Source organism: Mycobacterium sp., assembly GCF_049683355.1.
Taxonomy (GTDB): Bacteria; Actinomycetota; Actinomycetes; order Mycobacteriales; family Mycobacteriaceae; genus Mycobacterium.
In genome coordinates this window covers 26,673-53,633 of sequence record NZ_JBAUJB010000122.1, presented here as the reverse complement: position 1 = coordinate 53,633, position 26,961 = coordinate 26,673, and the positions used below count along the sequence as shown (strand labels likewise).

The 26,961-nt window shown below is 67.2% G+C and carries 30 protein-coding genes and 2 pseudogenes; 21 read left to right on the top strand and 11 right to left on the bottom strand.

Annotated features, from left to right (window positions below; genetic code table 11):
- On the top strand, positions 1-502 hold a 502-nt coding region (locus WA944_RS07915; protein WP_526646679.1), incomplete at its 5' end, for an Rv1157c family protein.
- Between the two features lie 100 nt (positions 503-602).
- On the opposite strand, the gene WA944_RS07910 is transcribed toward WA944_RS07915, so the two are convergent.
- Positions 603-749 carry a DUF1059 domain-containing protein gene (locus tag WA944_RS07910; protein WP_526369482.1) on the bottom strand — a complete coding sequence of 49 codons (147 nt, stop codon included), beginning with the start codon at positions 747-749 and terminating at the stop codon, positions 603-605.
- 111 nt (positions 750-860) lie between these two features.
- On the opposite strand from WA944_RS07910, the gene WA944_RS07905 reads away from it, so the two are divergent.
- Entirely contained in the window at positions 861-1,256 is a 396-nt protein-coding gene (locus WA944_RS07905; protein ID WP_526369480.1) for a recombinase family protein, read from the top strand.
- A gap of 10 nt (positions 1,257-1,266) precedes the next feature.
- Here WA944_RS07905 and WA944_RS07900 read toward each other — a convergent pair whose 3' ends face one another.
- The gene (locus WA944_RS07900) at positions 1,267-1,851 is read right to left on the bottom strand and encodes an HhH-GPD-type base excision DNA repair protein (protein ID WP_526369478.1); all 585 of its coding nucleotides are present in this window, start codon (positions 1,849-1,851) and stop codon (positions 1,267-1,269) included.
- Between the two features lie 120 nt (positions 1,852-1,971).
- Between WA944_RS07900 and WA944_RS07895 the strand changes: the two genes are divergently transcribed.
- From WA944_RS07895 to WA944_RS07860, 8 genes are all read left to right on the top strand, one after another.
- Positions 1,972-2,268: a DUF732 domain-containing protein gene (locus tag WA944_RS07895; protein WP_526369476.1), complete on the top strand. Its 297-nt coding sequence runs from the start codon at positions 1,972-1,974 to the stop codon at positions 2,266-2,268.
- An 88-nt stretch (positions 2,269-2,356) separates the two neighbouring features.
- Positions 2,357-3,580 carry a sensor histidine kinase gene (locus WA944_RS07890; RefSeq protein ID WP_526369474.1) on the top strand — a complete coding sequence of 408 codons (1,224 nt, stop codon included), beginning with the start codon at positions 2,357-2,359 and terminating at the stop codon, positions 3,578-3,580.
- 2 nt (positions 3,581-3,582) lie between these two features.
- Positions 3,583-4,386 (top strand): LytR/AlgR family response regulator transcription factor, encoded by an 804-nt coding sequence (locus WA944_RS07885; protein WP_526369486.1) that lies wholly within the window; start codon positions 3,583-3,585, stop codon positions 4,384-4,386.
- Complete coding sequence (locus WA944_RS07880; RefSeq protein ID WP_526369472.1) at positions 4,379-4,753, top strand: hypothetical protein; 375 nt, start codon at positions 4,379-4,381, stop codon at positions 4,751-4,753. The genes WA944_RS07885 and WA944_RS07880 overlap by 8 nt, the downstream gene beginning before the upstream one ends.
- Entirely contained in the window at positions 4,750-6,495 is a 1,746-nt protein-coding gene (locus tag WA944_RS07875) for a sodium/solute symporter (RefSeq protein ID WP_526611561.1), read from the top strand. Before WA944_RS07880 ends, WA944_RS07875 begins: the two co-directional genes overlap by 4 nt.
- 152 nt (positions 6,496-6,647) lie before the next feature.
- On the top strand, positions 6,648-6,998 hold the full coding sequence (locus tag WA944_RS07870; protein ID WP_526374310.1) for a DUF485 domain-containing protein: 351 nt from the start codon (positions 6,648-6,650) through the stop codon (positions 6,996-6,998).
- Complete coding sequence (locus WA944_RS07865) at positions 6,995-8,626, top strand: monocarboxylic acid transporter (protein WP_526374311.1); 1,632 nt, start codon at positions 6,995-6,997, stop codon at positions 8,624-8,626. The genes WA944_RS07870 and WA944_RS07865 overlap by 4 nt, the downstream gene beginning before the upstream one ends.
- 130 nt (positions 8,627-8,756) lie before the next feature.
- On the top strand, positions 8,757-9,929 hold the full coding sequence (locus WA944_RS07860; RefSeq protein WP_526374339.1) for an MFS transporter: 1,173 nt from the start codon (positions 8,757-8,759) through the stop codon (positions 9,927-9,929).
- 13 nt (positions 9,930-9,942) lie between these two features.
- On the opposite strand, the gene WA944_RS07855 is transcribed toward WA944_RS07860, so the two are convergent.
- Complete coding sequence (locus tag WA944_RS07855; RefSeq protein WP_526374312.1) at positions 9,943-10,134, bottom strand: DUF5302 family protein; 192 nt, start codon at positions 10,132-10,134, stop codon at positions 9,943-9,945.
- Between the two features lie 17 nt (positions 10,135-10,151).
- Positions 10,152-10,595, bottom strand: coding sequence for a PPOX class F420-dependent oxidoreductase (locus tag WA944_RS07850; protein WP_526374313.1), 444 nt, complete (start codon positions 10,593-10,595; stop codon positions 10,152-10,154).
- On the opposite strand from WA944_RS07850, the gene WA944_RS07845 reads away from it, so the two are divergent.
- Genes WA944_RS07845 through WA944_RS07835 form a run of 3 tightly spaced genes read left to right on the top strand, consistent with a single transcriptional unit; the run spans position 10,594 to position 12,838 of the window.
- Entirely contained in the window at positions 10,594-11,466 is an 873-nt protein-coding gene (locus tag WA944_RS07845; protein WP_526374314.1) for a class I SAM-dependent methyltransferase, read from the top strand. The two genes, WA944_RS07850 and WA944_RS07845, sit on opposite strands and share 2 nt — an antisense overlap.
- On the top strand, positions 11,466-12,017 hold the full coding sequence (locus WA944_RS07840; RefSeq protein WP_526374315.1) for a DUF1697 domain-containing protein: 552 nt from the start codon (positions 11,466-11,468) through the stop codon (positions 12,015-12,017). Before WA944_RS07845 ends, WA944_RS07840 begins: the two co-directional genes overlap by 1 nt.
- Entirely contained in the window at positions 12,014-12,838 is an 825-nt protein-coding gene (locus WA944_RS07835; protein ID WP_526374316.1) for a class I SAM-dependent methyltransferase, read from the top strand. The genes WA944_RS07840 and WA944_RS07835 overlap by 4 nt, the downstream gene beginning before the upstream one ends.
- Here WA944_RS07835 and WA944_RS07830 read toward each other — a convergent pair whose 3' ends face one another.
- Complete coding sequence (locus WA944_RS07830; protein WP_526374340.1) at positions 12,839-13,204, bottom strand: Rv1152 family transcriptional regulator; 366 nt, start codon at positions 13,202-13,204, stop codon at positions 12,839-12,841.
- Between the two features lie 36 nt (positions 13,205-13,240).
- Here WA944_RS07830 and WA944_RS07825 point away from each other — a divergent pair, with 36 nt between their 5' ends.
- Positions 13,241-13,954, top strand: a complete 714-nt coding sequence (locus WA944_RS07825; RefSeq protein WP_526374317.1) for an SIR2 family NAD-dependent protein deacylase — start codon at positions 13,241-13,243, stop codon at positions 13,952-13,954.
- 13 nt (positions 13,955-13,967) lie between these two features.
- Here the strand turns inward: WA944_RS07825 and WA944_RS07820 are convergent, their stop codons facing one another.
- The 3 genes from WA944_RS07820 to WA944_RS07810 are packed head-to-tail and all read right to left on the bottom strand — an operon-like array spanning position 13,968 to position 17,593.
- Positions 13,968-14,600, bottom strand: coding sequence for a class I SAM-dependent methyltransferase (locus WA944_RS07820; RefSeq protein ID WP_526374318.1), 633 nt, complete (start codon positions 14,598-14,600; stop codon positions 13,968-13,970).
- Positions 14,581-15,291 carry a TetR/AcrR family transcriptional regulator gene (locus WA944_RS07815; RefSeq protein ID WP_526374319.1) on the bottom strand — a complete coding sequence of 237 codons (711 nt, stop codon included), beginning with the start codon at positions 15,289-15,291 and terminating at the stop codon, positions 14,581-14,583. The genes WA944_RS07820 and WA944_RS07815 overlap by 20 nt, the downstream gene beginning before the upstream one ends.
- 1 nt (position 15,292) lies before the next feature.
- A complete protein-coding gene (locus WA944_RS07810; RefSeq protein ID WP_526374320.1) occupies positions 15,293-17,593 on the bottom strand; it encodes an MMPL family transporter in 2,301 nt (766 codons plus the stop codon).
- A gap of 196 nt (positions 17,594-17,789) precedes the next feature.
- On the opposite strand from WA944_RS07810, the gene WA944_RS07805 reads away from it, so the two are divergent.
- Positions 17,790-18,278: a DoxX family protein gene (locus WA944_RS07805; RefSeq protein WP_526374341.1), complete on the top strand. Its 489-nt coding sequence runs from the start codon at positions 17,790-17,792 to the stop codon at positions 18,276-18,278.
- A 107-nt stretch (positions 18,279-18,385) separates the two neighbouring features.
- Positions 18,386-18,517: a hypothetical protein gene (locus tag WA944_RS07800; RefSeq protein ID WP_159234564.1), complete on the top strand. Its 132-nt coding sequence runs from the start codon at positions 18,386-18,388 to the stop codon at positions 18,515-18,517.
- Positions 18,518-18,621: 104 nt separating this feature from the next.
- Here WA944_RS07800 and WA944_RS07795 read toward each other — a convergent pair.
- The 3 genes and pseudogenes from WA944_RS07795 to WA944_RS07785 all read right to left on the bottom strand — a co-directional run bounded on the left by WA944_RS07795 (position 18,622) and on the right by WA944_RS07785 (position 21,217).
- Positions 18,622-19,303, bottom strand: a pseudogene (locus WA944_RS07795) (NAD(P)H-dependent flavin oxidoreductase).
- 36 nt (positions 19,304-19,339) lie between these two features.
- Complete coding sequence (locus WA944_RS07790) at positions 19,340-20,092, bottom strand: 3-hydroxyacyl-CoA dehydrogenase (protein ID WP_526374321.1); 753 nt, start codon at positions 20,090-20,092, stop codon at positions 19,340-19,342.
- A 30-nt stretch (positions 20,093-20,122) separates the two neighbouring features.
- Positions 20,123-21,217 carry a CaiB/BaiF CoA transferase family protein gene (locus tag WA944_RS07785; RefSeq protein ID WP_526374322.1) on the bottom strand — a complete coding sequence of 365 codons (1,095 nt, stop codon included), beginning with the start codon at positions 21,215-21,217 and terminating at the stop codon, positions 20,123-20,125.
- 106 nt (positions 21,218-21,323) lie between these two features.
- On the opposite strand from WA944_RS07785, the pseudogene WA944_RS07780 reads away from it, so the two are divergent.
- The 5 genes and pseudogenes from WA944_RS07780 (at position 21,324) to WA944_RS07760 (ending at position 26,961) form a co-directional block, all read left to right on the top strand.
- Positions 21,324-22,133, top strand: a pseudogene (locus WA944_RS07780) (enoyl-CoA hydratase/isomerase family protein).
- A 265-nt stretch (positions 22,134-22,398) separates the two neighbouring features.
- Complete coding sequence (locus WA944_RS07775; protein ID WP_526374324.1) at positions 22,399-23,031, top strand: GntR family transcriptional regulator; 633 nt, start codon at positions 22,399-22,401, stop codon at positions 23,029-23,031.
- Positions 23,032-23,145: 114 nt separating this feature from the next.
- Positions 23,146-24,669 (top strand): NCS1 family nucleobase:cation symporter-1, encoded by a 1,524-nt coding sequence (locus WA944_RS07770; RefSeq protein ID WP_526646678.1) that lies wholly within the window; start codon positions 23,146-23,148, stop codon positions 24,667-24,669.
- Positions 24,670-24,683: 14 nt separating this feature from the next.
- The gene (locus tag WA944_RS07765; RefSeq protein WP_526374326.1) at positions 24,684-25,388 is read left to right on the top strand and encodes an aspartate/glutamate racemase family protein; all 705 of its coding nucleotides are present in this window, start codon (positions 24,684-24,686) and stop codon (positions 25,386-25,388) included.
- Between the two features lie 274 nt (positions 25,389-25,662).
- The gene (locus WA944_RS07760; protein WP_526374327.1) at positions 25,663-26,961 is read left to right on the top strand and encodes an NtaA/DmoA family FMN-dependent monooxygenase; all 1,299 of its coding nucleotides are present in this window, start codon (positions 25,663-25,665) and stop codon (positions 26,959-26,961) included.

Genomic DNA, 26,961 nt, shown 5'->3' with positions numbered 1-26,961 from the left:
CCCCGCGCCCGCGCCCGAGGCGGTTCCCGCTCCCGCTCCTGCACCCGGACCCGACGGCGCGGCGCCCGCCGGTACACCCGCTTTCGGGCCGGATGCGCCCGTCACCCAGGACTTCCTGTATCCGTCGATCAGCAACGGCTGCCTGGCCGACGGCGGAAACGTCCTGGCCACCGCGATCTCGGTCGCCGGACCCGCGAAGATCCCCACCCCGGGTCCCGGACCCGGCCAGACCGCCTACGTGTTCACCGCGATCGGTACCCCCGGCCCCGCCGCCGAGCAGAAGCTGCCCCTCAACGTCACCTGGGTGAACCTGAGCACCGGCAAGTCCGGCAGCGCGACGCTCACCCCGAGGTCGGACATCAACCCGGCGGGGCCGACCACGCTCACCGCCATCGCCGACACCGGATCGGGCAGCATCATGTCGACGATCTTCGGCCAGGTGACCACCACCGAGAAGCAGTGTCAGTTCATGCCGACGATCGGTTCGACCGTCGTCCCCTGACCTCCACCACGCGCCGAAATGGGCCGCGCCCCGCCGCGAAATAGCATTCCGGGTCGTTGTTCGTCCCGAAATCACGACCCGGAATGCTATTTCGCGTTGATCAGTAGGCCATGAAGAGGATGGCGTCGCGGTCGTAGTCGCGGCCGGGATGCACCTCGGACAGATGAGCCTGTGCCTTCTCCACCAGCTCGTCCTCGTCCTTGCCGGTGATCGCTTCGCCGCAGGGGCAGTTCAGGTGAGTCTTCATACGTTCACAATGACACAGCCGCGACGTCCGTATGGGCCGGGATCGGTTCCTCCGGCCGGCGCGACGGCGTGCCTGTGATACCTGGGCCGCAGGTCGTGAGACCTTGGAACGGTGACGGTGACGTTGGGTTACGCAACGGCCACAGGGACCGACCGGGACCTCGAGGATCAGGTCGCCGAGCTCACGGCCGCGGGAGTGGACCCGCGCCGGATCTTCACCGACAGGGCATCAGGATCCGCCGACAAGATGCGCCCGGGACTGCTGGCCCTGCGCAGCTACGCCCGCCCGGGTGACTCCGTGGTCGTCGTCGCACTCACCAAGCTGGGCCGCTCCGCCGCGGAGGTCACCCAGACGGTCGCTGACCTCGCCACCCGCGGGATCATGCTGCGCTGTCTGCAGAACGGGCTCGACACGGCCACCGCCACCGGACGGGTGGTGGCCGAGGTGCTCAGCGACCTGGCCGCCCTCGACGCGGTCCATCACGGCGAGACTGCGCACGGAGCGTGACCGCGGACGCTCAGGCCTTCGCAGCTTTGGCCTCTTTGTTCTTGGCCTTGGCTTCCTTCTTGTAGCTACGCACCTTCTGTAGCGAGCCCGCGTCCAACACGTCGGCCACCGACATGTGGGTGCCCGCCTTGCCGTAGTCACCGGCAGCGGTGCGCCAGCCTTTCGGCGTCACCCCGTACTGCTTGCCCAGCAGCGCGAGGAAGATCTTCGCCTTCTGCTCACCGAATCCCGGCAGCGCCTTGAGCCGGCGCAGCACTTCCTTTCCGTCGGCAGCGTCGGACCAGACGGCAGCGGCGTCGCCGTCGTGCTCGTCGACGATCACCTGGGCCAGCGCCTGCACCCGCTTGGCCATCGAGCCCGGAAACCGGTGTATCGCAGGCGTTTGCGAGCACAACGCGGCGAACTCCTCGGCGTCGTAGTCGGCGATCACCCGGGCGTCGAAGCCACCGATCCGATCTGCGATCTTTTTCGGCCCACCGAACGCCACCTCCATCGGAATCTGCTGGTCGAGCAGCATTCCGACCAGCAGGGCGAATGGGTTCGCTTCCAGCAGTGCGTCGGCTTCCGGATCCTGGACCAGCTGCAACGTGGGCACCCCGCCAGTCTAGGACGACCCGGGGCGGAGTGATCGGGTCGGTTCGGTTCGCAGGTCTGTGTCGCTGCGGTGTGCAATCGTAAAGACGACAACCGGTGATACACCCCTGAGGAGACGGACATGAGACGGGTGATCGCACCCCTCGCCGCGGCGCTCGCTACCGCAATGGTGTTGGCCGGCACCGCCCACGCGGTGCCGGACCAGGGCACACCGGCGTTCGACGAATACATGCAAGGCCTGCAACGCAACGGCTACAACCTGAACCCGGACACCGCGTGGCGGGTTGCCCATCAGGCCTGTATCGGCGGCATCCCGGGATACATCGGTCTGGAACTGGCCGCTCAAGGGGTCATCGGCCCCGGAGCGCAGCAGCGGGTGATGGAAGTGGCCACGAAGTACGCGTGCCCCGTTCAGTAGTGACGGGCGAGCCGGCCACCGGGTGTTGAACTACCGCAGTTTCGCCACACCACCGGTTTAAGGTGGCCACAACTGCACAGAAGGTGACATGTCGGGCGAGCTCGCGATAGCACTGACGGCCGCGCTGATCCTGGCAGCGGTGGCCGCGGCGGTACTCGCCGTGCGCACCAGGCGGGTCGTGGCCACCCCCACCGAACGCGCCGTCCACGCCGCGCTGCACACCGCGTCACTGGCCGCTCGTGCGTTGCGTCAGGGCCTCGACACCGACTCCGCGGAGACGGCCGCGCCGTTCCTCCGGGGGCTCACCGGTACCAGCGGGCTGGCCCTGTTCAGCAGCGACGGCCAGCTCCTCGCCCGCGACCCCGCCGATGACGTGATCTGGGACGACGTCATCGTCGAGGCCTGCGACGGCGCTGCGGAACAGTCGATCTCCGGAGAACGCCGGGTGCTGGCGCACGCCAATGCCGCCACCGTCGTCGCGCAGCCGCTGCTGGCCGAGATCGGTGACATGCTCGGCGTACTCGTCGTGGTGACGACGCGCTCCCCCGCACCCGGGATGTTGGGCGCCTTCGGCGAGGTGGCCCGCTACGCGGCCAGCCAGATCGAACTCGCGGAACTCGATGCCTCCCGCGCCCGACTCGACCGTGCCGAGGTGCTGGCCCTGCGCGCGCAGATCAGTCCACATTTCATCTACAACGCGCTCAACACGATCGCCTCGTTCGTCCGCACCGATCCCGACCGTGCCCGGGAGCTCATCCTCGAGTTCGCCGACTTCACCCGCTACTCGTTCCGCGCCGCCGGGCAGTACACCACGCTGGCCGACGAGCTTCGCAACATCGACCGCTACCTCAATCTGGAACGGGCCCGATTCGGCACGGCTCTGAAAGTGAGGCTGCAGGTGGCGCCGGAGGTCCTCAACGTCGTGGTCCCGTTCCTGGCGTTACAACCGTTGGTGGAGAACGCCGTTCGGCATGGCTTCGCCGGACGCGGCGGTGGATCCATCGAACTCATCGCCCGCGACGAGGGCTCCGACTGCGTCATCACGGTCGAGGACGACGGGGTCGGAATCGACCCCGACGCGCTGCGGACCGGTCCCGGCGACCCCCTCTCCGACGGCGTGCCGATCGCCGAAGGGAACTCCGCGCACGTCGGCCTGACCAATGTGGACCATCGGCTGCGCGCGGCCTTCGGCAACGATTACGGTCTGATGGTCGAAACCGCGATCGGTGCAGGCACCAAGGTCCTGATGAGGGTGCCGAAGTTCCGGTCGGGTGTCCGGGCCAGTGGAGCCGCATTCGGGGCGGGAGGGTGACGGTGAAACCACTCACCGTTCTCGCCGTCGACGACGAGGCCCCGGCCCTGGATGAACTGGCCTACCTGCTCGGCCGGCACCCCGACATCGCCGAGGTTCTCCGCGCCGGTGACGCCACGTCGGCGCTGCGGGAACTCAACGCACGCAACATCGACGCCGTGTTCCTGGACATCAACATGCCCGGCCTCTCCGGTATCGAACTGGCCGGGGTGCTGACGAACTTCTCCCAACCGCCCGCGATCGTGTTCGTCACCGCCCACGACGACAAGGCCGTGGCGGCCTTCGACGTGGGCGCCGTCGACTACCTGCTCAAACCGATCCGCGACGACCGCCTCGACGAAGCGGTCCGTCGGGTCATGTCAGCGCAGACCACCTCGCCCACCGATGCACAGCCTGCCGAGAGCAACGACGTCCGGGAAACCGAGTCCGACGTGATTCCCGCGGAACTGGGCGGCGTCACCCATCTGGTGCCCCGCGACAGCATCGGCTGGGTGGAAGCCGAGGGCGACTACGCCCGACTGCACTCGACGTCGGGCTCACATCTGGTGCGCATCCCGCTCGGCACGCTCGAAACCCGATGGCGCGATCACGGTTTCCAGCGGGTGCATCGCTCGTACCTGGTCGCGCTGCGACTGGTGACCGGGTTGCGGTCCACCGACGGCGCCGTTCTGGTGCGGTTGCGAGCCAACGGCGCATCACCAGCTGTCGAGCTCCCCGTCAGCCGCCGTCAGGCCCGCGAACTGCGCGACCGGGTGGTGCGGAACCCGATGCGCAATCTCAGACCCACCGGGAGCAACGATGACTAGTGCCGGCGGTCCACAGCGCCAGCGTGTGGTGCTCGCCCACCGTCGCGGCGCGCGAATGGTCCGCACCCGGGTGGAGGTCCAGGAGCAGACACAGGTCGGCGACGCACTGGTACGCGGGCTGGTGCGAGCCCAGCTGGGCCTGGCTCTGCGATTGGCCGGGGTTGTGGTGCTGCTCATCGGGTCCATCCCGTTGTTCAACGCGGCCTTCCCGGATCTGGCGGCCGTCATGGTGTTCGGTATCCGGCTGAACTGGCTGATTCTCGCCGGTCTGGCCTATCCGCTGGTGTACGGCATCGGCTGGTTCTACGTCCGGCTGGCCGAGCAGGCGGAACGCGACTTCGTCGGCGTCGTCGACGCGGAGCCATGACCGGCGAGCCGCTGACGGCCTTCGCGCTGCTCGCCGCGGCAGTGGCCACCGTGGCGATCGGCGTCTATGGTGTGCGATTCTCGCGCACCACCTCCGACTTCCTCGTCGCGTCACGCACGGTGGGCCCGCGGTGGAATGCCGCCGCGATATCGGGTGAATATCTCTCGGCCGCATCGTTTCTCGGTGTCGCCGGACTCATCGCCAAATACGGCGCCGACGCCCTGTGGTATCCGGTGGGCTTCACCGCGGGCTATCTCGGGCTGTTGTTGTTCGTCGCGGCACCGCTGCGACGGTCGGGCGCCTACACGGTGCCCGACTTCGCGGAGTTCCGTCTCGGGTCGGCACGGCTGCGCAGGGTCGCGATGGTCGTCGTCGTCGTCATCTGCATCTTCTATCTGGTGCCGCAGTACCAGGGCGCCGGCCTGACGCTGAAAACGCTTCTGGGCCTACCGGTGTGGGTGGGTCCGCTGGCAGTCGGCGCCATCGTGATCACCAACGTGGTTGCCGGCGGCATGCGTTCGATCACGTTCGTGCAGGCGTTCCAGTACTGGCTCAAGCTGACCGCGGTCGCGATCCCGGCGCTGGCACTGACCGCGCTGTTCCTGACCGACCGGGGCGGCGAACTCGGTGGCCCGCTGCCTCCGACAGTGCAGCAAGCCACCACCGTGGCCGTCGAGACCGATGTGGTCGTCGGAGTCTCCGAGCCCGCCGGGATCACGGTGACGGGCTCGCTCGATGGTCGCCGCGTCGAGAGGGCGCCCGTCGGGTGGGCCGGCGAACACACCCTCGGCGCGGGCAGCACGCTGACGCTGGCGGCGGGTGCGGCGACACCGGTGTTAGCGGGCACCCCCGCCGCCGGCGCCGACTGGATCTCCTCCGGCGGCGGCCTCGGTGGCCCCCACCCGTTGTACCAAGTGCTGTCCACCATGGTGGCCACGTTTCTGGGAACCATGGGCCTGCCACACGTGCTGGTGCGCTTCTACACCAACCCCGACGGCCGGGCCGCACGTCGCACCGCGCTGGCGGTGATCGCGCTGCTGTCACTGTTCTATCTGTTCCCGACGTTGTTGGGGATCTTCTCCCGGCTCTACGTTCCGCAGCTGTTGATCACCGGGACCGCGGACGCCGCAGTGCTGTTGGCGCCGTCCTCGGCGATCGCCGGCCCCGTCGGCCAAATGCTGGCCGCGTTGGTCGCCGCCGGCGCCATCGCGGCGTTCCTGGCGACGTCGTCCGGCCTGCTGGTCAGCCTCGCGGGTGCACTGGCCACCGATGTGCTGCCCGGCCGGGTCCGCGATTTCCGGCTGGCCGCAGTGGTCGGTGGACTGATCCCGATTCCGTTGGCGCTGGCCGTCTCCGGCGGACTGGAGCTGTCCCGCAGTGTCGGCCTCGCGTTCGCCGTCGCGGCGTCGACGCTGTGCCCGCTGCTCGTGCTGGGCATCTGGTGGCGCGGCCTGACTGCGATGGGTGCGACGTGCGGCCTGGTCGTGGGCGGGCTGTTGTCCGGTGGCGCGGTGACCGTCGCGGTGGCCGGCGGAATCGACGAAGACGCGATCGGCGGGTGGCCCGCCGTCCTGATCGGGTACCCGGCGGCGATCAGCGTCCCGCTGGCTTTCGCGACGATGATCGTCGTCAGCCGCGCCACCCGCGCGACTGTGCCGTCCGACGTCGCACAGACCTTCGCGCGGATGCACGTACCCGAGAATCTCGGCATGGGCATCGAGCGCATGCCCAGGGTGGGTTGAGGGCCTCTCACCGTTCGTCGTCGGCGATCGACCGTTCACCGCAGCCACTCCCGGCCTCAGCGTGTGACCTGCATCAGGCCTGGGTATGTGACCCACATCTCAACTAGGTTCACCGCAGTACCGGTTCACTCAGTCAGGAGCGTGAGATCAAGGTGTCCGAGACAGATTCTCCCATTCGCCCGGAAGCGATCAGCGGCGAACGCTATCTGGAAGTCCAAGCCAGTCCCGAGTTTCAGGAGCTTCGAAGTAGATTGCGCCGCTTCGTATTTCCCATGACAGCGATCTTCCTGCTCTGGTACTCCCTCTACGTCGCCCTCGGCGCCTTCGCCAGCGACTTCATGGGCACGCGGGTTTGGGGGGACATCAACATCGGCCTGATCATCGGATTGGGCCAGTTCCTCTCGACCTTCGTGATCACCGGAATCTACGTGCGGTTCGCCAACCGCGAACTCGATCCGCGGTCAAGCAAGATCCGCGCCGAACTGGAGAGTGAGATCAAATGACCACGCTTCTGGCTCAATCCGAGACGGTCGGCAACCCGATCGCCAACATCGGCATCTTCAGCCTGTTCGTCATCGTCACGATGGCGGTGGTGATCCGGGCGAGCAAGCGCAACGCCACCGCCGCGGAGTTCTTCACCGGCGGGCGCGGATTCTCGGGAACGCAGAACGGCATCGCGATCGCCGGCGACTACCTGTCGGCGGCCAGCTTCCTCGGTATCGCCGGTGCCATCGCGGTCTACGGCTACGACGGCTTCCTGTATTCGATCGGCTTCCTCGTCGCGTGGTTGGTCGCACTGCTCCTGGTGGCCGAATTGCTGCGGAACACCGGCAAGTTCACGATGGCCGACGTGTTGAGCTTCCGACTCAAAGAGCGGCCGGTACGCCTGGCGGCGGCCACCAACACGTTGACGGTGTCGCTGTTCTACCTGCTGGCCCAGATGGCCGGCGCGGGCGGCCTGGTGGCACTGCTGCTCAACATCGAGAGCCGGTCGGGCCAGTCCGTCGTGATCGCCGTCGTCGGCATCTTGATGATCGTCTACGTCTTGGTCGGCGGCATGAAGGGCACCACCTGGGTGCAGATCATCAAGGCGGTCCTGCTGATCGCGGGTGCCGGCCTGATGACCATCATGGTGTTCGCCAAGTTCGGGCTGAACTTCTCCGAGATCCTCGGCGCCGCACAGTCGGCGATCAGCGGCGCCACCACGGCAGGGGTGGCCGACCGTGACGTGCTCGCCCCCGGCGCACAGTACGGAGGTTCGCTGACCTCGCAGATCAACTTCATCTCCCTGGCCATCGCCCTGGTGCTCGGCACCGCGGGTCTGCCGCACGTGCTGATGCGCTTCTACACGGTGCCCACCGCCAAGGAAGCACGGCGCTCGGTGGTCTGGGCGATCGCTCTGATCGGCGCCTTCTACCTGTTCACGCTGGTGCTGGGCTACGGCGCGGCGGCGCTGGTCGGTCCGGACCGCATCCTCGGCGCCGCAGGCGGAGTGAACTCGGCGGCCCCGCTGCTGGCGTTCGAACTGGGCGGCGTGATCCTGCTGGGTGTCATCTCGGCGGTGGCGTTCGCCACCATCCTGGCGGTGGTGGCCGGTCTGACCATCACCGCGTCGGCTTCGTTCGCCCACGACATCTACGCCACGATCCGCAAGGGCCACGAGGTCACCGAAGCCGAACAGGTACGGGTGTCCCGGATCACCGCGGTAGTTCTCGGCACGCTGTCCATCGGTCTCGGCATCCTGGCGAACGGGCAGAACGTCGCGTTCCTGGTGGCCCTGGCCTTCGCCGTCGCCGCGGCGGCGAACCTGCCGACGATCGTCTACTCGTTGTACTGGCGGCGGTTCAACACCCGCGGCGCGCTGTGGAGCATGTACGGCGGCCTGATCTCGACCATCGTGCTGATCGTGCTGTCCCCGGCGGTGTCAGGCGGGCCGACGTCGATGATCAGCAGCGTCGACTTCTCCCTCTTCCCGCTGGCCAACCCGGGCATCGTGTCGATCCCGCTGGCCTTCATCCTGGGCATCGTCGGCACCCTGACGTCGCCGGACGACGAGGATCCGAAGGTCGCCGCGGAGATGGAGGTGCGGTCACTGACCGGGATCGGTGCCGAGAAGGCGGTTGCCCACTAGGCGCCGCTTCTTGCCGAAACGGTATTCCAGCAGGCCGCGACTCGCGAATCGCCTGCTGGAATACCGTTCCGGCGGAATAACCGGCGGGCGGGTGCCGCTGACACACAGCGTGCCGAGAACCCGCTACCCGATGGCCCTGTTGGCCTACGTGTTCGCCGCGATCATGGTCGGCACCACGCTGCCGACACCGATGTACGCGTTGTTCGCCGACGAACTGCAGTTCCATGTCCTGACGACGACCGTCATCTTCGCGACGTATGCGGGCGGGGTGCTGTTCGCGCTGTTGGCCTTCGGTCGTTGGTCCGATGTGCTGGGTCGACGGCCGGTCCTGCTGGCCGGACTCGGGTTCGCCGTGGTCAGCGCCGTGGTGTTCGTCCTCGCCGATTCGGTGCCCGAACTACTGATCGGCCGGGTGCTGTCGGGCCTGTCGGCGGGGATCTTCACGGGGACCGCCACCGCCGCCGTCATCGAGGCCGCACCGCCGGCCTGGCGTTCGAGGGCCGCAGCAGTCGCCACGGTCGCCAACATCGGTGGGCTCGGCGCCGGTCCACTGCTGGCCGGCGTCCTGGTCCAGTACGCACCCCGGCCGCTGGACCTGAGCTTCGTGGTGCACCTGGTGCTGACCGCGGTCGCCGCCGTCGCGGTGCTGGCGGTGCCCGAGACGTCACCGCGCACCGGCCGGTTGGGCGTGCAGCGGCTGTCGATCCCCCCGGAGGCTCGGTCGGTTTTTGTGGTGGCAGCCCTGGCCGCCTTCGCCGGGTTCGCCGTCACCGGGTTGTTCGCCGGCATCGCCCCGTCGTTCCTGGCCGAGGTCGTCGGCATCGAGAACCACGCGCTAGCGGGGCTGATCGCGTCGTCGATCTTCATGTCGTCGGCGGTCTCCCAGCTCGCCGCCAGGTCCATGAACCCGCAGCGGGCAGTGGCGGCCGGCTGCGCGATCCTGATCGTCGGCATGACGATTCTCGCTGGGGCACTGCACTTCTCGTCATTGCCGGGCCTGATCGCCGCCGCCGTCGTCGCGGGCGCGGGCCAGGGCATCAGCTTCAGCCGAGGTCTGGCGGCCGTCGCCGAGCACACCCCGCCGGACCGCCGCGCCGAAGTCAGTTCGACGTACTTCGTCGTGGCCTACGTGGCGATCGCGCTACCGGTGGTCGGTGAGGGCTTCGCTGCGCAGGCGTGGGGCCTGCAGACATCCGGGGTGGCTTTTGCGGTCGCAGTCGCAGTCCTCGCCGCCGTGTGCCTGGCCGCCATTCTGCGGCAGACCCGCCGCAACGCCGTCGAGAGGCAGCTCGTCGGCAGTTGAGGTTCGGGCCCGGTCAGCCGCTCTTGCGACGGAATTCGCGACGGCTCTCCAGCGGCCCGTGCGCCCGGGGCTGTTTGGCGCCGATGTCGGTGTGCGCGGAGCCGGAGGCCGACTTGGACTTCTTGCGCTCCAGCGCCTCGCGAAACTTGCGCTTGGTGTCGTCCTCGGAAGACTCCTGAGACCCTGCCGACTCCGTGGATGCCATGACCGCAGCCTAGCGCCTCAACGCAGTCCCGGCGGCATGCCGTAGACGTGTGAGATGGGCAGAGTCATCAGCACCCGCCGATCGTCGACCATGGCTCTGCGGAAGTCCTCCCAATCGGGGTGCTCGCCGGAGATCTCGCGGTACAGCGCGACCAACCCCTCGACGGTGTCGTCCCCCGGGTCGGCCGCCGGTGCGGTGAGCTCAGCGTCTCCTTCGGCCACCGCGTAGGACCACCCGTCATCGGAACTGACGTGCAGCGCTGCCCGGGGGTCGCGTCGCAGATTGCGGGTTTTGGCCCTGGGCTCGGTGATCGACACCGAGAGGGTCAGCGCCCGCGGATCGAAGTGGTAGGAGACGTTGGACAGCTGCGCCCGCCCGTCCCGTTTGATGGTGGCCAGCACGCCCAGCGAGTTTCCGGCGATCACCGCCAGCAGCTTGTCGTCGAAGACATCGCGCGTCATGACACGAGCCTACGACTCTCATCCGTCTGGGATGATCGAACAGATGGCCCGTAACCATGTAATCGCCGGCGACGTCCTCGACGGTGTGTCCGCCACGACGCTGTGGACGTTGCGCAACCGCGCCGTCGAGGCCAAGCGTTCCGACGGGCTGATTCGAGATCCGTGGGCGATCACGCTCCTCGACGCCATCGCCTACGACTACGAGAAGTTCGGCCGGCCCGGTCAGGTGCACGCCTTGAGGGCCAAGGCGTTCGACGCGGCGACGAGCGAGTACCTGAGCACCCATCCGAAGGCCTCGGTGGTGGCACTGGCCGAGGGTTTGCAGACCAGTTACTGGCGGCTGGCCCGCGACTATCTCAGCACCGACTCCACTTGGTATTCCATCGACCTGCCGCCGGTCATGGAGCTGCGTGCGCAGCTGCTGCCCGCCGAGGAGCGCATCGTCGGGCTGGCGCAGTCGGCCCTGGACCGTAGCTGGATGGATCGCGTGGACGCCACGCACGGGGTGTTCATCACCGCCGAGGGTTTGTTGATGTACCTGCAGCCGGATGAGGCGCTCGGGCTCATCGGCGACTGCGCGCAGCGCTTCCCCGGTGGCGCCATGATGTTCGACTCCATTCCCCACTGGTTCAGTGGCCGAACCCTGCGGGGGCTGAAACTCTCCAGGCGCTACGCCGCACCGCCGATGCCGTTCGCCCTGAGTGCCGACGAAGGTGTCGCGCTGGCCGGCAGCGTCCCCGGGGTGCGCGCGGCGCACGACGTCAGACTTCCCGCCGGCCGGGGCTGGTTCACAATCGTTTCCCGCCCCACGCTCGACCGCGGCCTCCTGCGCCGGATCCGGCCGAGCGTCACACTGCTGGAGTTCGGCTGATGACGCGCTACGCCGCGTTCCTGCGTGGGGTGAACGTGGGCGGCGTCAACCTCAAGATGGCCGATGTCGCCGAGGCGCTGCAGGACGCCGGGTTCACCGACGTCACGACCATCCTGGCGAGCGGCAACGCGCTGCTCGACAGCCGATCCGGGGTGGCCGCCGTCAGGAAGAAGGCCGAGCAGGCTCTGCGTGACGAATTCGGTTACGACGCCTGGGTGCTGTGCTACGAAATGGACGCGATCGCAGAGATTTCGGCGGCGTACCCGTTCGAGCGTGAGGTCGAGGGCCATCACTCCTACGTCACGTTCGTCAGCGACGAGACCGTGCTGCGCGAACTCACTGAGCTCACCGACCGGGCCGGCGCCGGGGAGAAGATCGAAGCCGGGTCCGGGGTGCTCTATTGGCAGGTGCCCCGCGCCGGCACCCTCGACAGCACCATCGGCAAGACGATGGGCAAGAAGCGCTACAAGTCGTCGACCACCACGCGCAACCTGCGCACCCTCGACAAAGTACTGCGCCGACAGCGCGGAGCGGAGATGAATTACCGATGACTGCAAAGCACACCGTCGATCTGACCGGGGTGCCGGAGACGGCGCTGATGACGCTGCTGGTCCGCGCGTCCGAGGCCAGGCGGCCTGACGGCATCCTCGACGACCCGATGGCGATCCACCTCGTCGACTCCATCCAGTACGACTTCGCCAAGTTCGGGTTCACCCGGCGCCAGGATATCGCGTTGCGCGCGTTGGCCTTCGACAAACAGGCCCGCCGATACCTGCTCGACCACCCCAGGGCCACCGTGGTCGCGCTCGCCGAAGGTCTGCAGACGAGCTTCTTCCGCCTGGACGCCGCCGACGTGGGTCACGACTTCCGCTGGTTTACCGTCGACCTGCCCCCGATGGTCGAACTGCGCCGCAAGCTACTGCCCTCGTCCGACCGGGTGGAGATGTTCGCGCAATCGGCGCTGGACTTCAGCTGGATGGACAAGGTCGCCACCGAGCACGGCGTCTTCATCACCGCCGAGGGGCTGTTGATGTACCTGCAGCCCGAGCAGGCGGTCGCGCTGATCACCGAGTGCGCTGCACGGTTCCCCGGCGGCCGGATGATGTTCGACCTGCCGCCGTCGGCCTTCGCCGCGCTGGCGCGACGCGGAGTGCGGACGTCCCTGCGCTACCGGGTGCCGCCGATGCCGTTCACGCTGTCGGTCTCCGAGGCCGCGGACCTGGTCAACACCGTTCCCGGGGTACGCGCGGTGCACGACGTGCCGGCCGAGCGGGCCCGTGGAGCGCTGCTCAACGCACTGCTCTGGACGGTGCAGCGCACCCCGCTGCTCGACCCGATACGGCCGGTGACCACCCTGCTCGAGTTCGGCTGATCAGCCGAAGGCCGTCTCCACGTAGCGCAGCGCCTCGCCTTTGTCGATACCGAGCGCCCGCGCCGCGGAAACGTACGTGTTCGCTGCGGTGGCCATCGCGGCGTCGGCCGGATCCGAACGCGCCACGAAAGTGCCGAAACGTCCCCTCGTTTCGAGAATGCCCGCTGCTTCCAACTCTCGGTACGCGCGCGCCACGGTGTTGACTGCCAGGTTGATCTGACCCGCCAGCTCGCGGACCGTCGGCAGCCGGGTGCCCGGAGTGAGCTCCCCGTCTCGGATACCGTCGATGATCTGCGATCTGAGCTGGTCGAACAGCGGCCTGGCAGCGTGCGGATCAACGCGTACCCAATCCCCCAACTCGGCCACGTGCCCAGTATCACCCACAGCGGCTAGTTTGGTGGGGTGCAGGTGACGGTATGCAGCGGAGCCGGGATCTCCGCCGAGAGCGGAGTGCCGACGTTCCGCGACATCGAGACGGGTTTGTGGGCCAAGGTCGACCCCTACGAGATCTCCAGTGCGGAGGGCTGGCGCGAGCACCCCGAACGGGTGTGGGCCTGGTATCTGTGGCGTCACCACATGATGCGGGCCGTCGCGCCGAACAATGCCCACCGCGCGGTCGCGGCGTGGGAGGACTACGCCGACGTGCACGTCGTCACGCAGAACGTGGACAACCTGCACGAGCGCGCCGGCAGCAGCCAGGTGTACCACGTACACGGCAGCCTGTTCGCTTTCCGTTGCGACGAATGCCAATCCGCGTACTCGGGCGAGGTGCCGGCCATGCCGGAGCCGGCCGAATCGGTGGTGCCGCCGCACTGCGAATGCGGTGGGCTGATCCGGCCCGATGTGGTGTGGTTCGGCGAGGCGCTGCCCGACGACGCGTGGCAGCAGTCGGTTGACGCCGTGGTCGGCGCCGACCTGGTCGTGGCGGTCGGCACGTCGTCGGTGGTCTACCCGGCGGCCGGACTTCCGGAGTTGGCAGTGGCCAACGGCACCCCCGTGATCGAGGTCAATCCCGAGCCCACCCCGCTATCGAGGAGCGCGACGGTGACGCTGCGGGAGTCGGCGGCCACCGTGCTGCCCGGGTTGTTGCAGCGGCTCCCGGCCCTGCTCGGCTGAGGGGGCTCCGCGATCAGGCAGGCTTGACCGCGACGCCGATCGCGAATTCGGCGACCGGCACCGGCACCCAGGCGGGAAACGTCCAGTCACGGCGGGCCCCGGTCACCTGAAATCCGGCGCCGACGATCGTCGACTCGGTGTGCCGGTGGGTGTGGCAGTTGCCCAAAAGCCTCGGCCAGAACGTGGCGTCGGCGAACCTCTGCAGGCGAGCGCGCGCCCCGGTGCCGGCGACGTGTTCGAGGTAGCGCAGCTGACCGCCGGGACGCAGTACCGAAAACAGCTGCCTCAGCACCTGTTCCGGATCGTCGACGGAACACAGCACCAGCGAGCACACCACCGCGTCGAACTGCCCGCCGCCGAGGTACTTCTCCACGGTCTCGGCTTCGACCGTGACCGGTGTCGGGGCGGTCGACGCGGCACGTTCGGCCAGCACCGCGAGCCGGCGCTCGGGCTCGACGGCAACCACCTCGGTGACGGTGTCAGGGTAGAACTCGAAGTTGGTGCCGGTGCCGGCCCCGACTTCCAGGACGCGGCCCGACAGCCCGGCCAGGTTCTCCCGCCGCAGGCGGCGCAGCGATTCGGGCTCTCGCGCCGACATCGCCGTCCACAGCCGTGCGAAGAACGGGTTATCGACGGTGTCGCTCATCAACGATCTCCTTCAGCCAGGTCACCATCTCGCATGGTGAGTCGGACGGACGGATGGCCCCGGACACGACGTGCCCGAAACACACCGCGCGCAACACACGATCGGCGAACTCCTCGACATCGCCCCACGGCAGATAGGGACGCGAGATCAGCATCGCCGCGACCCCGTGCGCTGCGGTCCACAGCTCCAGAGCGAGCATCGTGGCATCGCCCGGAGGATAGATTCCCTGGTCGATCAAAGCCTGCACCGACGCACGCATGTGGACGAACGCCGAGATGTTCAGTGTCGTGTCGACGTCGCTTCCGGGGTGTCCCTCCCCCATGGTCGCAATGCGGTACAGCTCAGGGGTTTTCAGCGCGAAGCGCACGTACGCCAATCCCTGGGCCCGCAGCACGTCGACCGTGGACGCGCCGCCACCTTGGCCTGCGTGACCGGCGACCTCCTGCATCTCTGCGTCGAGCTTCTCGAAGTACTGCACGCACACCGCGTCCAACAGCGCGTCCTTGTCGGCGAAGTGCAGGTAGATCGACGGCGGGGTGACCCCGACCCGTTCGGCCACCGACCGGATCGAAACTGCTTTCGCATCACCGGTTTCCAACAGCAGATCGGTGGTGGCGCTCAGGATCTCTTCTCTGAGCTGATCGCCCGAGCCCCGGGGGGCACGGTGCCGCCGCAGGCGCTGGACGGTCATGCTAACCGGCTTCTCGTCCCGAGGCGACGCGTTCACCGGCCGGAGGCGGGCCCGGCACTCGATCGTCGTCGACGTTGTCGCTGAAGCCGATTCGTTCGTGCAAACGGGCCAGCGGTTTGGGAGCCCACCAGTTCCAGCGACCCAGCATGTGCATGAAGGACGGCAACAGCAGCATCCGGACGAGCGTGGCGTCGGCCAGGATCGCCAGCGTGAGGCCGACACCGAACATCCGCATGAACGCCACCTTAGCCGCGATCAACGCCGCGAAAGAGATCGACATCACCAGTGCCGCTGCGGTGACGACAAGGCCGGTTCTGGCAAGTCCGAGGGCCACGCTCTCGGCGTTGTCCGCGGCGGTCTGCCCGGATTTGAGCCAGTACTCCCGGATCCGCGAGATGAGGAACACCTCGTAGTCCATCGACAGGCCGAACGCGATGCAGAACAACAGCACCGGCATGTTGGCCACCAGGGTGCCGGTGGGTGTGGTGCCCAGTGCTCCGAGGTGGCCTTCCTGGAATATCCACACCAGGGCGCCGAATGCCGCGGTCAGCGACAAGACGTTGAGCACCAACGCTTTCAGCGGCAGCACCACGCTTCCGGTCATCAGGAAGAGCAGCACGAACGTGATCACGGCGATGATGGCGAGCACCATCGGCAGCCGGGACGTGATCGCGCCGGCGCTGTCCCGGTTGATCTGGGCGAGGCCGGTCAGCTGCGCCTGCTGACCGGCGGGTGGCGCCACCGAGTGCAACCGGTCGAGCTGGGCCTCGGAAGCGTCGGTGAACAGCGGCGCCGAGCTGGCCACGGTGAGGAACGCGCTGCCGTCGGTCCAACCGGCGGCAGCCGCCGGCGGACCGACCACTGTTCCGTCGACGAACGTGCCGCCGGGCGCGGAGACGGAGGTGACGTCCTCGACGCGGGACAGTTCGGCGGCGTAGTCGTCGAGCGCGCCACGGCTGACCCCCTCTGTGCTCGGCAGCACGACAGTGACGTTCGTCGAGGAGTCGACCGCGAAGTCCTCCCGCAGCGCGTCACCGATCTGGCGCGCCGAGGCCGACTCGGGAAGCACCCTGTCGTCGGGAAAGCCCCATTTGGCGCCGAGGAACGGGACACCGAGCAGCACCAACAGCGCAACGACCGCGAACCCGATCGGCACCGACCGCCTCATCACGAACTTCGTCGATCGGTACCAGAACATCTGCTCGACCGGCCTTGGAGCAGGCTCGGGCCTACGAAAGATGCGCCGCAGCAGCTTGCGCACATCCAGCGAGTCCAACCGGTCGCCGGCGAGAACGATCGCGGCCGGTGCCACCACGATGGCCGCCACCGCCGCGAACCCGACCACGGCGATGCCCGCGTAGGCGAACGATTGCAGGAAGTACATCGGGAACAGCACCATCGCGACCATGGCCAGAGCGACCGTCATCGCCGAGAACAGCACGGTGCGGCCCGCGGTCACCATGGTGCGCACCAACGCGCGTTCACGATCGGCGGAGCCGACCACGCCGCCGACGTCGGCGAGTTCGTCGCGGTATCGGCTGATGATCAGCAGCGTGTAGTCGATCGCCAGCGCGAGGCCCATCGCGATCGTCAGGTTCAGCGCGAAGATCGAGACGTCGGTGACCATCGTGACGGCGCGCAGTACCGCCATGGAGCCCAGGATCGCGAACGCGCCGACAGCCAGCGGCAGCGCGGCAGCGAGCAACCCGCCGAACACCCACACCAGCACGACGAAGCTCAGCGGGATCGCGATCGCTTCCATCGTCAGCAGGTCTTTTTCACTCTGGGTGTTGATCTGCACGTACGTCATCGCGACGCCGCCGGCCCGCACGGTGACCCCGTCCCGGTCGTAGACGAGTTCGTCGGTCAGTTCCTTCGCGTGCCGCTGGGCGGCGCTCTCGCCGCCGGTGATGCCCGCCACGATCAGGCCGGTCCTGCCGTCCTCGCTGATCAGTGCGGGGGTCGCGGCGGGCGGCGCCGTCCACGCCGAAGTTATGTTCGCGACGTACGGGGAGCGCTCCAGCCGGGCGGCGATGTCGGTGCCGGCGTCCGTTGCCGCGGCTCCCTCGACGCCATCCGCGGAGGTCACGCTGATCACCAGCTCCATGTCACCCTGGCCGAACTTGTCGACCAGCAGCGCGGTGGCGTTGGCCGACTCCGACGTCGGATCCTGGAAGCCGCCGGCGGACAGATGCTGCGTCACGGGGACGCCGAAGATTCCGCAGCCGATCATCAGCAGCAGCGCGGCGACGAGAATGCGCCGGGGTGCTGCGATGGCCGTCGAAGCGATGCGCTGGAGCACAGAACCCCTCCTTGGATATCGTCGCTAAGTTATCAACGATACGTTAGTGGGTCAATGGCGCGGCGATGACTTTGGGCGTGGTGTCGAGTCGACATGATCATGAACCAGCGCGCTGCACAGAATCAGGCTCCGGCGATAGATTCGTCCACGATGACGACCGAACAAGCGACCCCCCTCGACCTCTGTCGGCGGCGACATCGGCCTACTGCTGCTGAGACTCGGCGTGGGCGCAGCCATCCTGCAGGCCGGGCTGATCAAGGCCTTCGACTTCTCCACCACGTCCCAGTTCATGGCCGATGCCGGCTGGCGGCTGCCGAAGCTCGCGGCGTTCATGGTGACCGCGGCGGAGGCGCTCGGCGGCATCGGACTGCTGGTCGGGGCGCTCACCCCGCTGGCGGCGTGTGCCGCGGTCAGCTCCATGCTCTGCGCGTGGGCGGTGAACGTCTCCGGCACGGCTTTCTGGTCCGAACCGTTCAACATCCCGTTCCTGATCGGGGTCGGCGCGCTCGCGCTGCTGTTCACCGGGGCGGGCGGCTACTCCGTCGACCGCCTGGCCTTCGGCCGTTCGCACTGGCCGCAGCGGGTCGCCGTCGCGCTGCTGGTCCTTGCGTTCGCGGCGGCGGTGCCGACCTGGGTCGCGCTGTACGGCGTCAATCCGATCCACCTCACGACACCGACTCCGTGAGGGCTACCCGTCGGTAGATCGGCGACCCTACCGAGCGGTAAGGATTGCCACCATTTTCCGAATCGCGGCTCACAGATTCCTTAATGGGCGTGGTTACTGTTCAGTACATGTGGATCGACGACACCAGTGCTGATGTCATCAAGGTTGACTTCGAGGCTCTCTACCACGGCGATGTCCTGGTAGAGGGAGTCACCGCCGAGCAGCTCGACGACGAGCACGCCCTACCCACCGCAGTGTGAAAAACGCGCGCCCCACCGGGGCGCGCGTTCCTCGCTGATCGGTTGCCGGACGCCGGCGCGCGCTCCGTGTGGATGCGCCCCGACGTCTCCGTCGCATCTACCGGCTATACAGCAGCCTTCTCCGCGGCCGCCGCCACCATGTCCGCCAGTCGCCCGCTGATCAAGCTCTCGGCCTCGCCGACAATGCGTGCGACCAGATCGCCGACCGCCGGGATGTCGTTGATCAGCCCCATGGCCGTGCCCACCGTCCAGATGCCGGCGCCGATGTCGCCGTCGTCGAACACCTTGCGCCCGCGCACCCCGGCGACAAGATCCTTGACGTCGTCGAACTGACCGCCACCCTCGATGATCTCCACCACCTCACGCGACACCGCGTTCGAGGCCACCCGGGCGGTGTTGTGCAGGCTGCGGAAGATCAACTCGGTCCCCCGCTCGTCACCGGCGACGATGGCTTCCTTGACGTTGTCATGGATGCACGACTCCACCGTGCACATGAACCGCGACCCCATGTTGATGCCGTCGGCGCCGAGACTCTGCGCCTTCACCGCGTGCCGCACCGACGTGCACTTGTGCAACACCTTGATGCCGTTGTCGTGGAACATCGGCAGGTGCGGCGCCGGGTTGGAACCTGCGGTCTCGACGATCTTGATGCCCGCGTCGACGATCACCTGGCGGTACTCGTCATACGGCGGCAACCAGTTCCGCGCGGCCGACCCACTGCATACCGCCCTGCGCGATCGGGTGCTCGACACCGAAGGTCTCGGTGAATTTCGTGGTGATGCTCATGCGACTACCTCTGCCCTCTTCTCTTCGCGCAAGCGCTCATCGGGGCGCCATCCGGATCGCGCCGTCCAGGCGGATCACCTCGCCGTTGAGCATCGGGTTCTCGACGATGTGCACGGCCAGCGCGCCGTACTCGTCCGGGTCGCCCAGGCGTGCCGGGTGCGGCACCTGCTTGCCCAGCGAGGCCTGGGCCTCCTCGGGCAGCGAACCGAGCAGCGGCGTCTTGAACAGACCCGGGGCGATCGTGACCACCCGGATGAACTCGCGGGCGAGGTCGCGGGCGATCGGCAGGGTCATGCCGACCACGCCGCCCTTGGACGCGGAGTACGCCGCCTGGCCGATCTGGCCGTCGAACGCCGCCACCGAGGCGGTGTTGACGATGACGCCGCGCTCCTCACCGAGGGGTTCGGTCTTGGCGATGCGCTCGGCCGCGAGCCGCAGCACATTGAACGTGCCGATCAGGTTCACCTGGACGACTGCGTTGAAGTACTCCAGCGGGAACGGTCCGTCCTTGCCCAGCGTCTTGATCGCGTTGCCGATGCCGGCGCAGTTGACGTTGATCCGCAGCGGACCCATCTCCTCGGCGGCATCCAGCGCGGCCGTGACCTGCTCGGGGTCGGTCACGTTGGCCTCGACGAACTTGGCGCGCGAGCCCAGTTCCTTGACCACGTCCTCACCCTTGAGGTCGATCACCACGACCGACGCTCCCCGGTCGAGCAGTCGCTTCGTCGTCGCGAGTCCGAGCCCGGACGCACCTCCGGTGACGACTGCTACAGCGTCTTTGATCTCCACAGATCGGTTCCTTTCGTGTCCACTATTTCCTTAAACCCATTCCTGCAGCACAGCTTCGGTGTCCGCCCCAGGCACCCCGGGCGGCTTCGGCGCGGACGGAGCGCTGCGCGAGAACCGCGGCGCGGGCGCCGGGTACAGATAGCCGTTCTCGCGGTAGAAGGTGTCGCGCTCGGTGTTGTGCGATTCGGACTCGACCTCGTCGAACGACAACACCGGCGTCACGCACGCGTCGGTACCGGCGAAGACACCGGCCCAGTGATCACGGTCGTGGGCGGCGAACGCCTCGGTGAGACGGGCCCGCAGTTCGGGCCAGCGACTCATGTCGTTCTGGTCGGGCAAATCGGCCGGGTCGAGTCCGACACCGGCGAGCATCTCGGCGTAGAACTGCGGCTCGATGGCGCCCACCGCGACGTGGCGGCCGTCGGCGCAGGTGTAGGTGTCGTAGTACGGAGCACCGGTGTCGAGCATGTTGACGCCACGTTCGTCGCTCCACATGCCCATCCCGCGGAATGCCCACATCATCATCGAGAGCACGCTCGAGCCGTCCACCATCGCGGCGTCGACGACCTGGCCCTCGCCGGAGCGTTCCCGCTCCCACAAGGCCGAGAGCACGCCGATGAGCAGGAACATCGACCCACCGCCGAAGTCACCGACGAGGTTCAGCGGCGGCACCGGCCGTTCACCGGCCCGCCCGATCGCATGCAGTGTTCCGTTGAGCGAGATGTAGTTGATGTCGTGGCCGGCCTGCTGGGCACGCGGGCCGTCCTGACCCCACCCCGTCATCCGCGCGTAGATGAGCTTGTTGTTGACCTTCGCGCAGTCCTCGGGGCCGAGGCCCAGGCGTTCGGTGACGCCGGGCCGGAAGCCCTCGATCAGCACGTCGGCCTTGGCCACCAACCGCAGCACCAGATCGCGGCCCTCGTCGCTCTTGAGGTTGGCCGTCACCGATCGCCGATTGCGGAGAAGGTAGTCACCACCGGGCTTGGTCGCAGGTCCGGGACCTTTTCCTGGACGCTCGATGCGAACCACGTCCGCGCCGAGGTCACCGAGAATCATCGCCGCGTGCGGGCCCGGGCCGATACCGGCCAGTTCCACGACGCGCAGCCCTTGCAGTGGTCCAGCCATGCCAAACCGCCCTTCATCAGAATCGCTCAGTTGACCGCCGACATAGCTTACTTGTATAACCAAGTCGAACGGCCACGGGGCATCAACCCCAGATGAGGGGACGTGCATGACGACCATCGATTCCGGCGCCAACACATACGCGGGCTTCGACGACCTGACGATCTCACTGGACGCCGGTGTGCTGACCGTGACGTTGAACCGGCCGGAGAGCCTCAACTCGCTCACTGCCCCGATGTTGAGCACCTTCGCCGAGACCCTGGAGCGCGCCGCGGGTGGCCCGCGGGTGCGGGTGGTCCGCATCGGTGGTGCCGGCCGGGTTTCTCCTCCGGCGCGGGAATCAGCGAGGAAGACCACGCCAACCCCGGCGCCGCCGGAACACCGGCGGACGTGCTGGACGCGGCGAATCGCTGCATCCGCGCGATCGTGAACCTCCCGCAGCCGGCCGTCGCCGTGGTGCAGGGTGCCGCCGCCGGTGTCGGAGCCTCCCTGGCACTGGCGTGTGACATCGTATTGGCCTTGGAGAAGGCCGTTTTCATGCTGGCGTCACCAAGATCGGGTTGATGCCCGACGGTGGGGCCTCGGCCCTGATCGCCGCGGCGGTGGGTCGGATCCGCGCCATGCGGATGGCGTTGCTGGCGGAGCGCATCTCGGCCGCCGACGCGTACGGGTCAGCGCGGTTCACCCCGTCGAGGAGTTCGACGCGGCGGTCGACCAGGTGATCGCCACGCTGGTGGCCGGTCCGGCGGTCGCACTGCGCAAGACGAAGGACGCGGTCAACGCCGCCACGCTGACCGAACTGGAGAGCGCGCTCGAACTCGAGAAGCGGGGCCGGTTGGCATTGCTGGCGTCCACCGACTTCCGCGAGGGCACCAGAGCCATCCAGCAGCGCAGGACCGCGAACTTCACCGACTCCTGACGCTCTCTTTCGTCGAGACTGCACACTTGGCGGAGAAGTGCGAGTGGGAGCCGCCGCCAGTGCAGTGTCAACGCGGGCAACACCACTCGGCGGCAGCGTCCGAAACGGACTCGAAACACACGTGATCGAGACTGTGACAGCACCCCCTTCGGCCGAGGTGGGGCGTCGACGTGGCGCAGGAGGCCCCATGACTCGGATTCGGCGTGGACCACGGTTCACCGCGCACCTGGTCAGTTCGTCCGTCGAGACCGGTCACCCTCGCGTCGTGGACGACCTTCGCCAGGCGATCCTGTCAGGCGACCAACCACCGGGCACCGCCATCCCGATCGACGAGGTGGCCGCCCACCTGGGCGTCAGCCAGATCCCGGTACGCGAGGCCCTCATGACGCTGGTCGGTGAGGGTCTGGTGGAACACCGCCCTCATGTGGGATACCAGGTGGCGACGCTCACCTTCGAAGAGTTCACCGACTTGTATCAGGTGCGCGAGGTGCTGGAGGCATCGGCGCTCGCCGCATCGGTCAAGAACGCGACGGCGGCCGACGACGTCGAGATCCGGACCAGCCACACCGCGCTGGAATCGGCGATCCGCAGTGGCGACAGCCGCGTCTATCACAGCGAGTCCCGGCGGTTCCACCTTGCGATGATCCGACCGTCGCGGATGAGCCGGTTGGTCCGGATGTACGAGTCCGCGTGGAATCTGACGGAACCGGCGCGCCCCATGTCGCGGGTCGACGACGAGGCTCTTCGGCGATTCCACGCCGACCACGGAGAGATGATCGCTGCCTTCGCCGAGCGAGATGGCGAGACGCTGGTGGCGCTGTCGCTGCGGCACTACGAACATCTGCGCGCCGAATTCCAAACGCTGAGCGACGACCCCGACATGTTCCACTGCCCGTGACTTCCTATATCTGAGTGGTTACCCGCGGTTAACCCCCGGACGGCCGTTTCCGAAACACCGCGTTCCTAGGTTCATCCCAGCATCGGCACTCTTCCGACCCGCTAGGAGACCATCATGACAACAGAGACGCCGCCCCTGGCCGCGGGAACACACAGTGGACCGGCGGGTACATCGCTCATCAAGGAGTCCTACCACCCCCGGCTCACCAACGAGGATCTGGCGCCGCTCGTCGAACAGAAGTGGAACTGGTACAACATCTTTGCTTTCTGGATGGCGGACGTGCACAGTGTCGGCGGTTATGTCACCGCCGGCGCTCTGTTCGCGCTCGGCCTGACCAGTTGGCAGGTGTTCGTCTGCCTCATCGTCGGCATCTGCATCGTGCAGGTGTTCTGCAACCTGGTGGCCAAGCCCAGCCAGGTGCACGGCATCGCCTACCCCGTCGTGGCCCGCGCCTCCTTCGGAGTGATGGGAGCCAACATCGCGGCGATCATCCGCGGCAGCATCGCCATCGCCTGGTACGGGGTGCAGACCTTCCTGGCCGCCGGCGCCTTGACCATCGTGCTGCTCAAGCTCTTCCCCGGCCTGGCCGCGTATGCCACCGACGACAACAGCTTCCTGGGCCTGTCCTACGTCGGGTACCTGAGCTTCGCGATCCTCTGGGTGATTCAGGCGCTGGTGTTCTGGTGGGGCATGGAGATGGTGCGGTGGCTGTGCGACATCAGCGGCCCGATCATCTACGTGATGATGTTCATCCTGTGCTTCTACATGATGGCGCAGGCCGACTGGCAGATCAGCCTGACGCTGTCGGACCAGCAACTGACAACAGGGCAACAGATCTCGGCGATGCTCGGCGCGATCGCCCTGGTGGTGTCCTACTTCGCGGGGCCGATGCTCAATTTCGGTGACTTCTCCCGGTATGCGAAGTCTTACAAGGAGCTCAAGTTCGGGAACCTGATCGGCCTGCCGATCAACTTCGTGGTGTTCTCTCTGCTGGTCGTTCTCACGGCCTCGGCCACCCTGCCGGTGTTCGGCGAAGTGATGACCAACCCGATCGACACGGTGCAGGCCATCGACACCTACACCGCGATACTGCTCGGTGGATTCACCTTCGTGCTCGCCACCATCGGGATCAACATCGTCGCCAACTTCGTGGCGCCCGCGTTCGACTTCTCGAATGTCAACCCGCAGAAGATCAGCTGGCGCACCGGCGGCATTATCGCCGCCGTCGGATCGGTGCTTCTGACGCCGTGGAACTGGTACAACAACGACGAGGCCATCTTCTGGACCCTGGGCCTGCTGGGCGCGTTGATCGGACCACTGTTCGGGCTGCTGATTGCCGACTACTACCTGGTCCGCAAGCAGCACATCGTCGTCGATGATCTGTTCACCATGGAGGAGACAGGAAAATACTGGTACAGCCGCGGATTCAACCCGGTAGCGGTCAAGGCCACAATCATCGCCGGCATCGCTTCGATAGGGTCGGTCGTGATACCGAAGGTCATCGGCACCTTCGAGACGCTGGGCCAGTTCAGTTGGTTCATCGGCTGCTTCGTCGGCTTCATCGCGTACTACGCGCTCGCGTACCGGGCCAATGTCGCCGGCGTGGCAGATGAGCGGGTCGCCGCCGAGGTTCCCTGACGGAGGCCCTGCAGATGAAGATCAAAGTCATCAACCCCAACACCACGCTGTCGATGACTGCGACGATCGCCGCGACTGCCCGGGCCAGCGTTGCCCCGGGCACTCGTGTCGAGGCGGTCAGCCCGACCTCAGGTCCCGAATCCATCGAGAGCCACTACGACGAGGCGCTCGCCGCCGTCGGCGTGTTGCGGGAGATCGAGGCAGGTGAGGTCGAGGGCTGCGACGGGTACGTGATCGCGTGCTTCGGCGATCCGGGATTGCTTGCCGCACGCGAGGTCGCCCGGGGCCCGGTCGTCGGCATCGCCGAGGCCTCCATGCGAACAGCCGGATACCTGGGCCGCAGTTTCACCGTGGTGACGACGCTGGCACGGACGGTCGGGCGAGCTTGGGACCTCGCGCACGAATACGGGGTGGCCGGGGCGTGCAGCGGAATCCGTTCGTGCGAGATTCCTGTCGTCGAACTCGAACGCGACCCGACGGCGTACGCGAGCATTCGTGATGTGGCGCAAGAAGCTCTGGCCTGTGACGGGGCCGACGTCATCGTGCTCGGCTGTGCCGGCATGTCAGACCTGGGTGCCCGGTTGCAGATTGATCTGGGCGTTCCGGTCATCGACGGGGTGGCGGCAGCGACCACACAAGTGGAGGCGCTCGTCCGGATGGGCCTGAGAACGTCCACCCGCGGCGAGTTCGCACCCCCACCGGCGAAACTCCACCGCTGATCGCCGCGGCGGTGGGCCGGAACCGCGCTATCCGGTTGGCATTGCTGGCGTCCACCGACTTCCGCGAGGGCACCAGAGCCTTCCAGCAGCGCAGGACCGCGAACTTCACCGACTCCTGACGGCGAGCCCGCACTTCCGTTGAGACTGCACACTTGGCGGTGAAGTGCGAGTGGGAGCCGCCGCCAGTGCAGTGTCAACGGCTAGTGCTTCCAGCGCAATCGCGGCGGTACCGGCACGTCACCCTCCAGTAACGCCGCTCCATTTGGCTCTGTCCATGACCAACAAGTTCCATCTGGCGTGGTTCCTCAATTTTGTCGCCGACGAATGGAACGGCACCTGGGGTGACGGGGCCCGTGACTTCACCGGGGAGTTCTATGTCGAGATGGCTCGCGACCTGGAGCGCGCCAAGTTCGACTACGTGCTCATCGAGGACAAGCTCATGGTGTCAACGGCCTACGGCGGCACCATGGAGTACGACCTCAAGCACGGCGTGAACCCCAAACACGACCCGGTTCCGCTCGCTGTGCTGATGGCCAACGCCACCGACCGACTCGGTGTCGTCCCCACGATGTCGACCAGCTTCTACCCACCCTTCCTGCTGGCTCGGCTGTGCAGCACCATCGACCACATCGCCCGGGGGCGCTTCGGGTGGAACGTCGTCACCTCCGCCGAAGACCGCGCCGCCCAGAACTTCGGGCTGGACAAGCTCTACGAGCACGACGAGCGCTATGTGCGTGCCAGCGAATACCTCGATCTGGTCAGCAAGCTCTGGGAGTCGTGGGAGCCCGACGCCGTCGAACGCGACCACACGACCGGGGTGTACGCCAATCACAAGAAGGTGCACACCGTCGACTTCGTGGGCAAGTACTACAAGTCGCGCGGACCGCTGAACACCGCGCCCTCTCCGCAGTACCGCCCCACGATCGCCCAGGCCGGCGCGTCGCCGCCGGGCCGCGAGTTGGCCGCCCAGCACGCGGACACCATCGTGGCCCCGGCCAACGGCGTCGAGGCGATGAAGGCCTACCGTGACGACATCCATGCCCGGATGGCGGCGCACGGCCGAGATCCAGAGCACTGCAAGGTGTTCTATTTGGTCTCCCCCATCGTCGCCGACACCCACGAGGAAGCATTGGCCAAACGCGAGCGCTGGTTCAACGATCCGCTGTACATCGAGTACATGTTGGCCGAGATCTCGTCGATCACCGAAATCGACTTCGCCCAGTTCGACCTGGACGAGCCGCTGCCGGAGGTGTCGACCAACGGTGAGCGGGGGTCGCTGGAGAGCTTCGTATCCCGCGGCAAGGACAAAACGTTGCGCGAACTGGTGACCGGCAGCGGACTGACGGGAAATGTCGAGTTCCTGGGCACACCCGACGAGGTCGCCGAGGAGATGGGTTCGGTGATGGAGCAAGTGGGCGGCGACGGCTTCCTGATCACCAGCCCGGTGATGCGGCTCAACCGCCGCTACGTCACCGAGATCACCGACGGCCTGGTGCCCGCCCTGCAGAAGCGCGGCCTGACCCGTGGCGACTACACCACCACGATGCTGCGCGACCACCTGCGCGAATTTTGA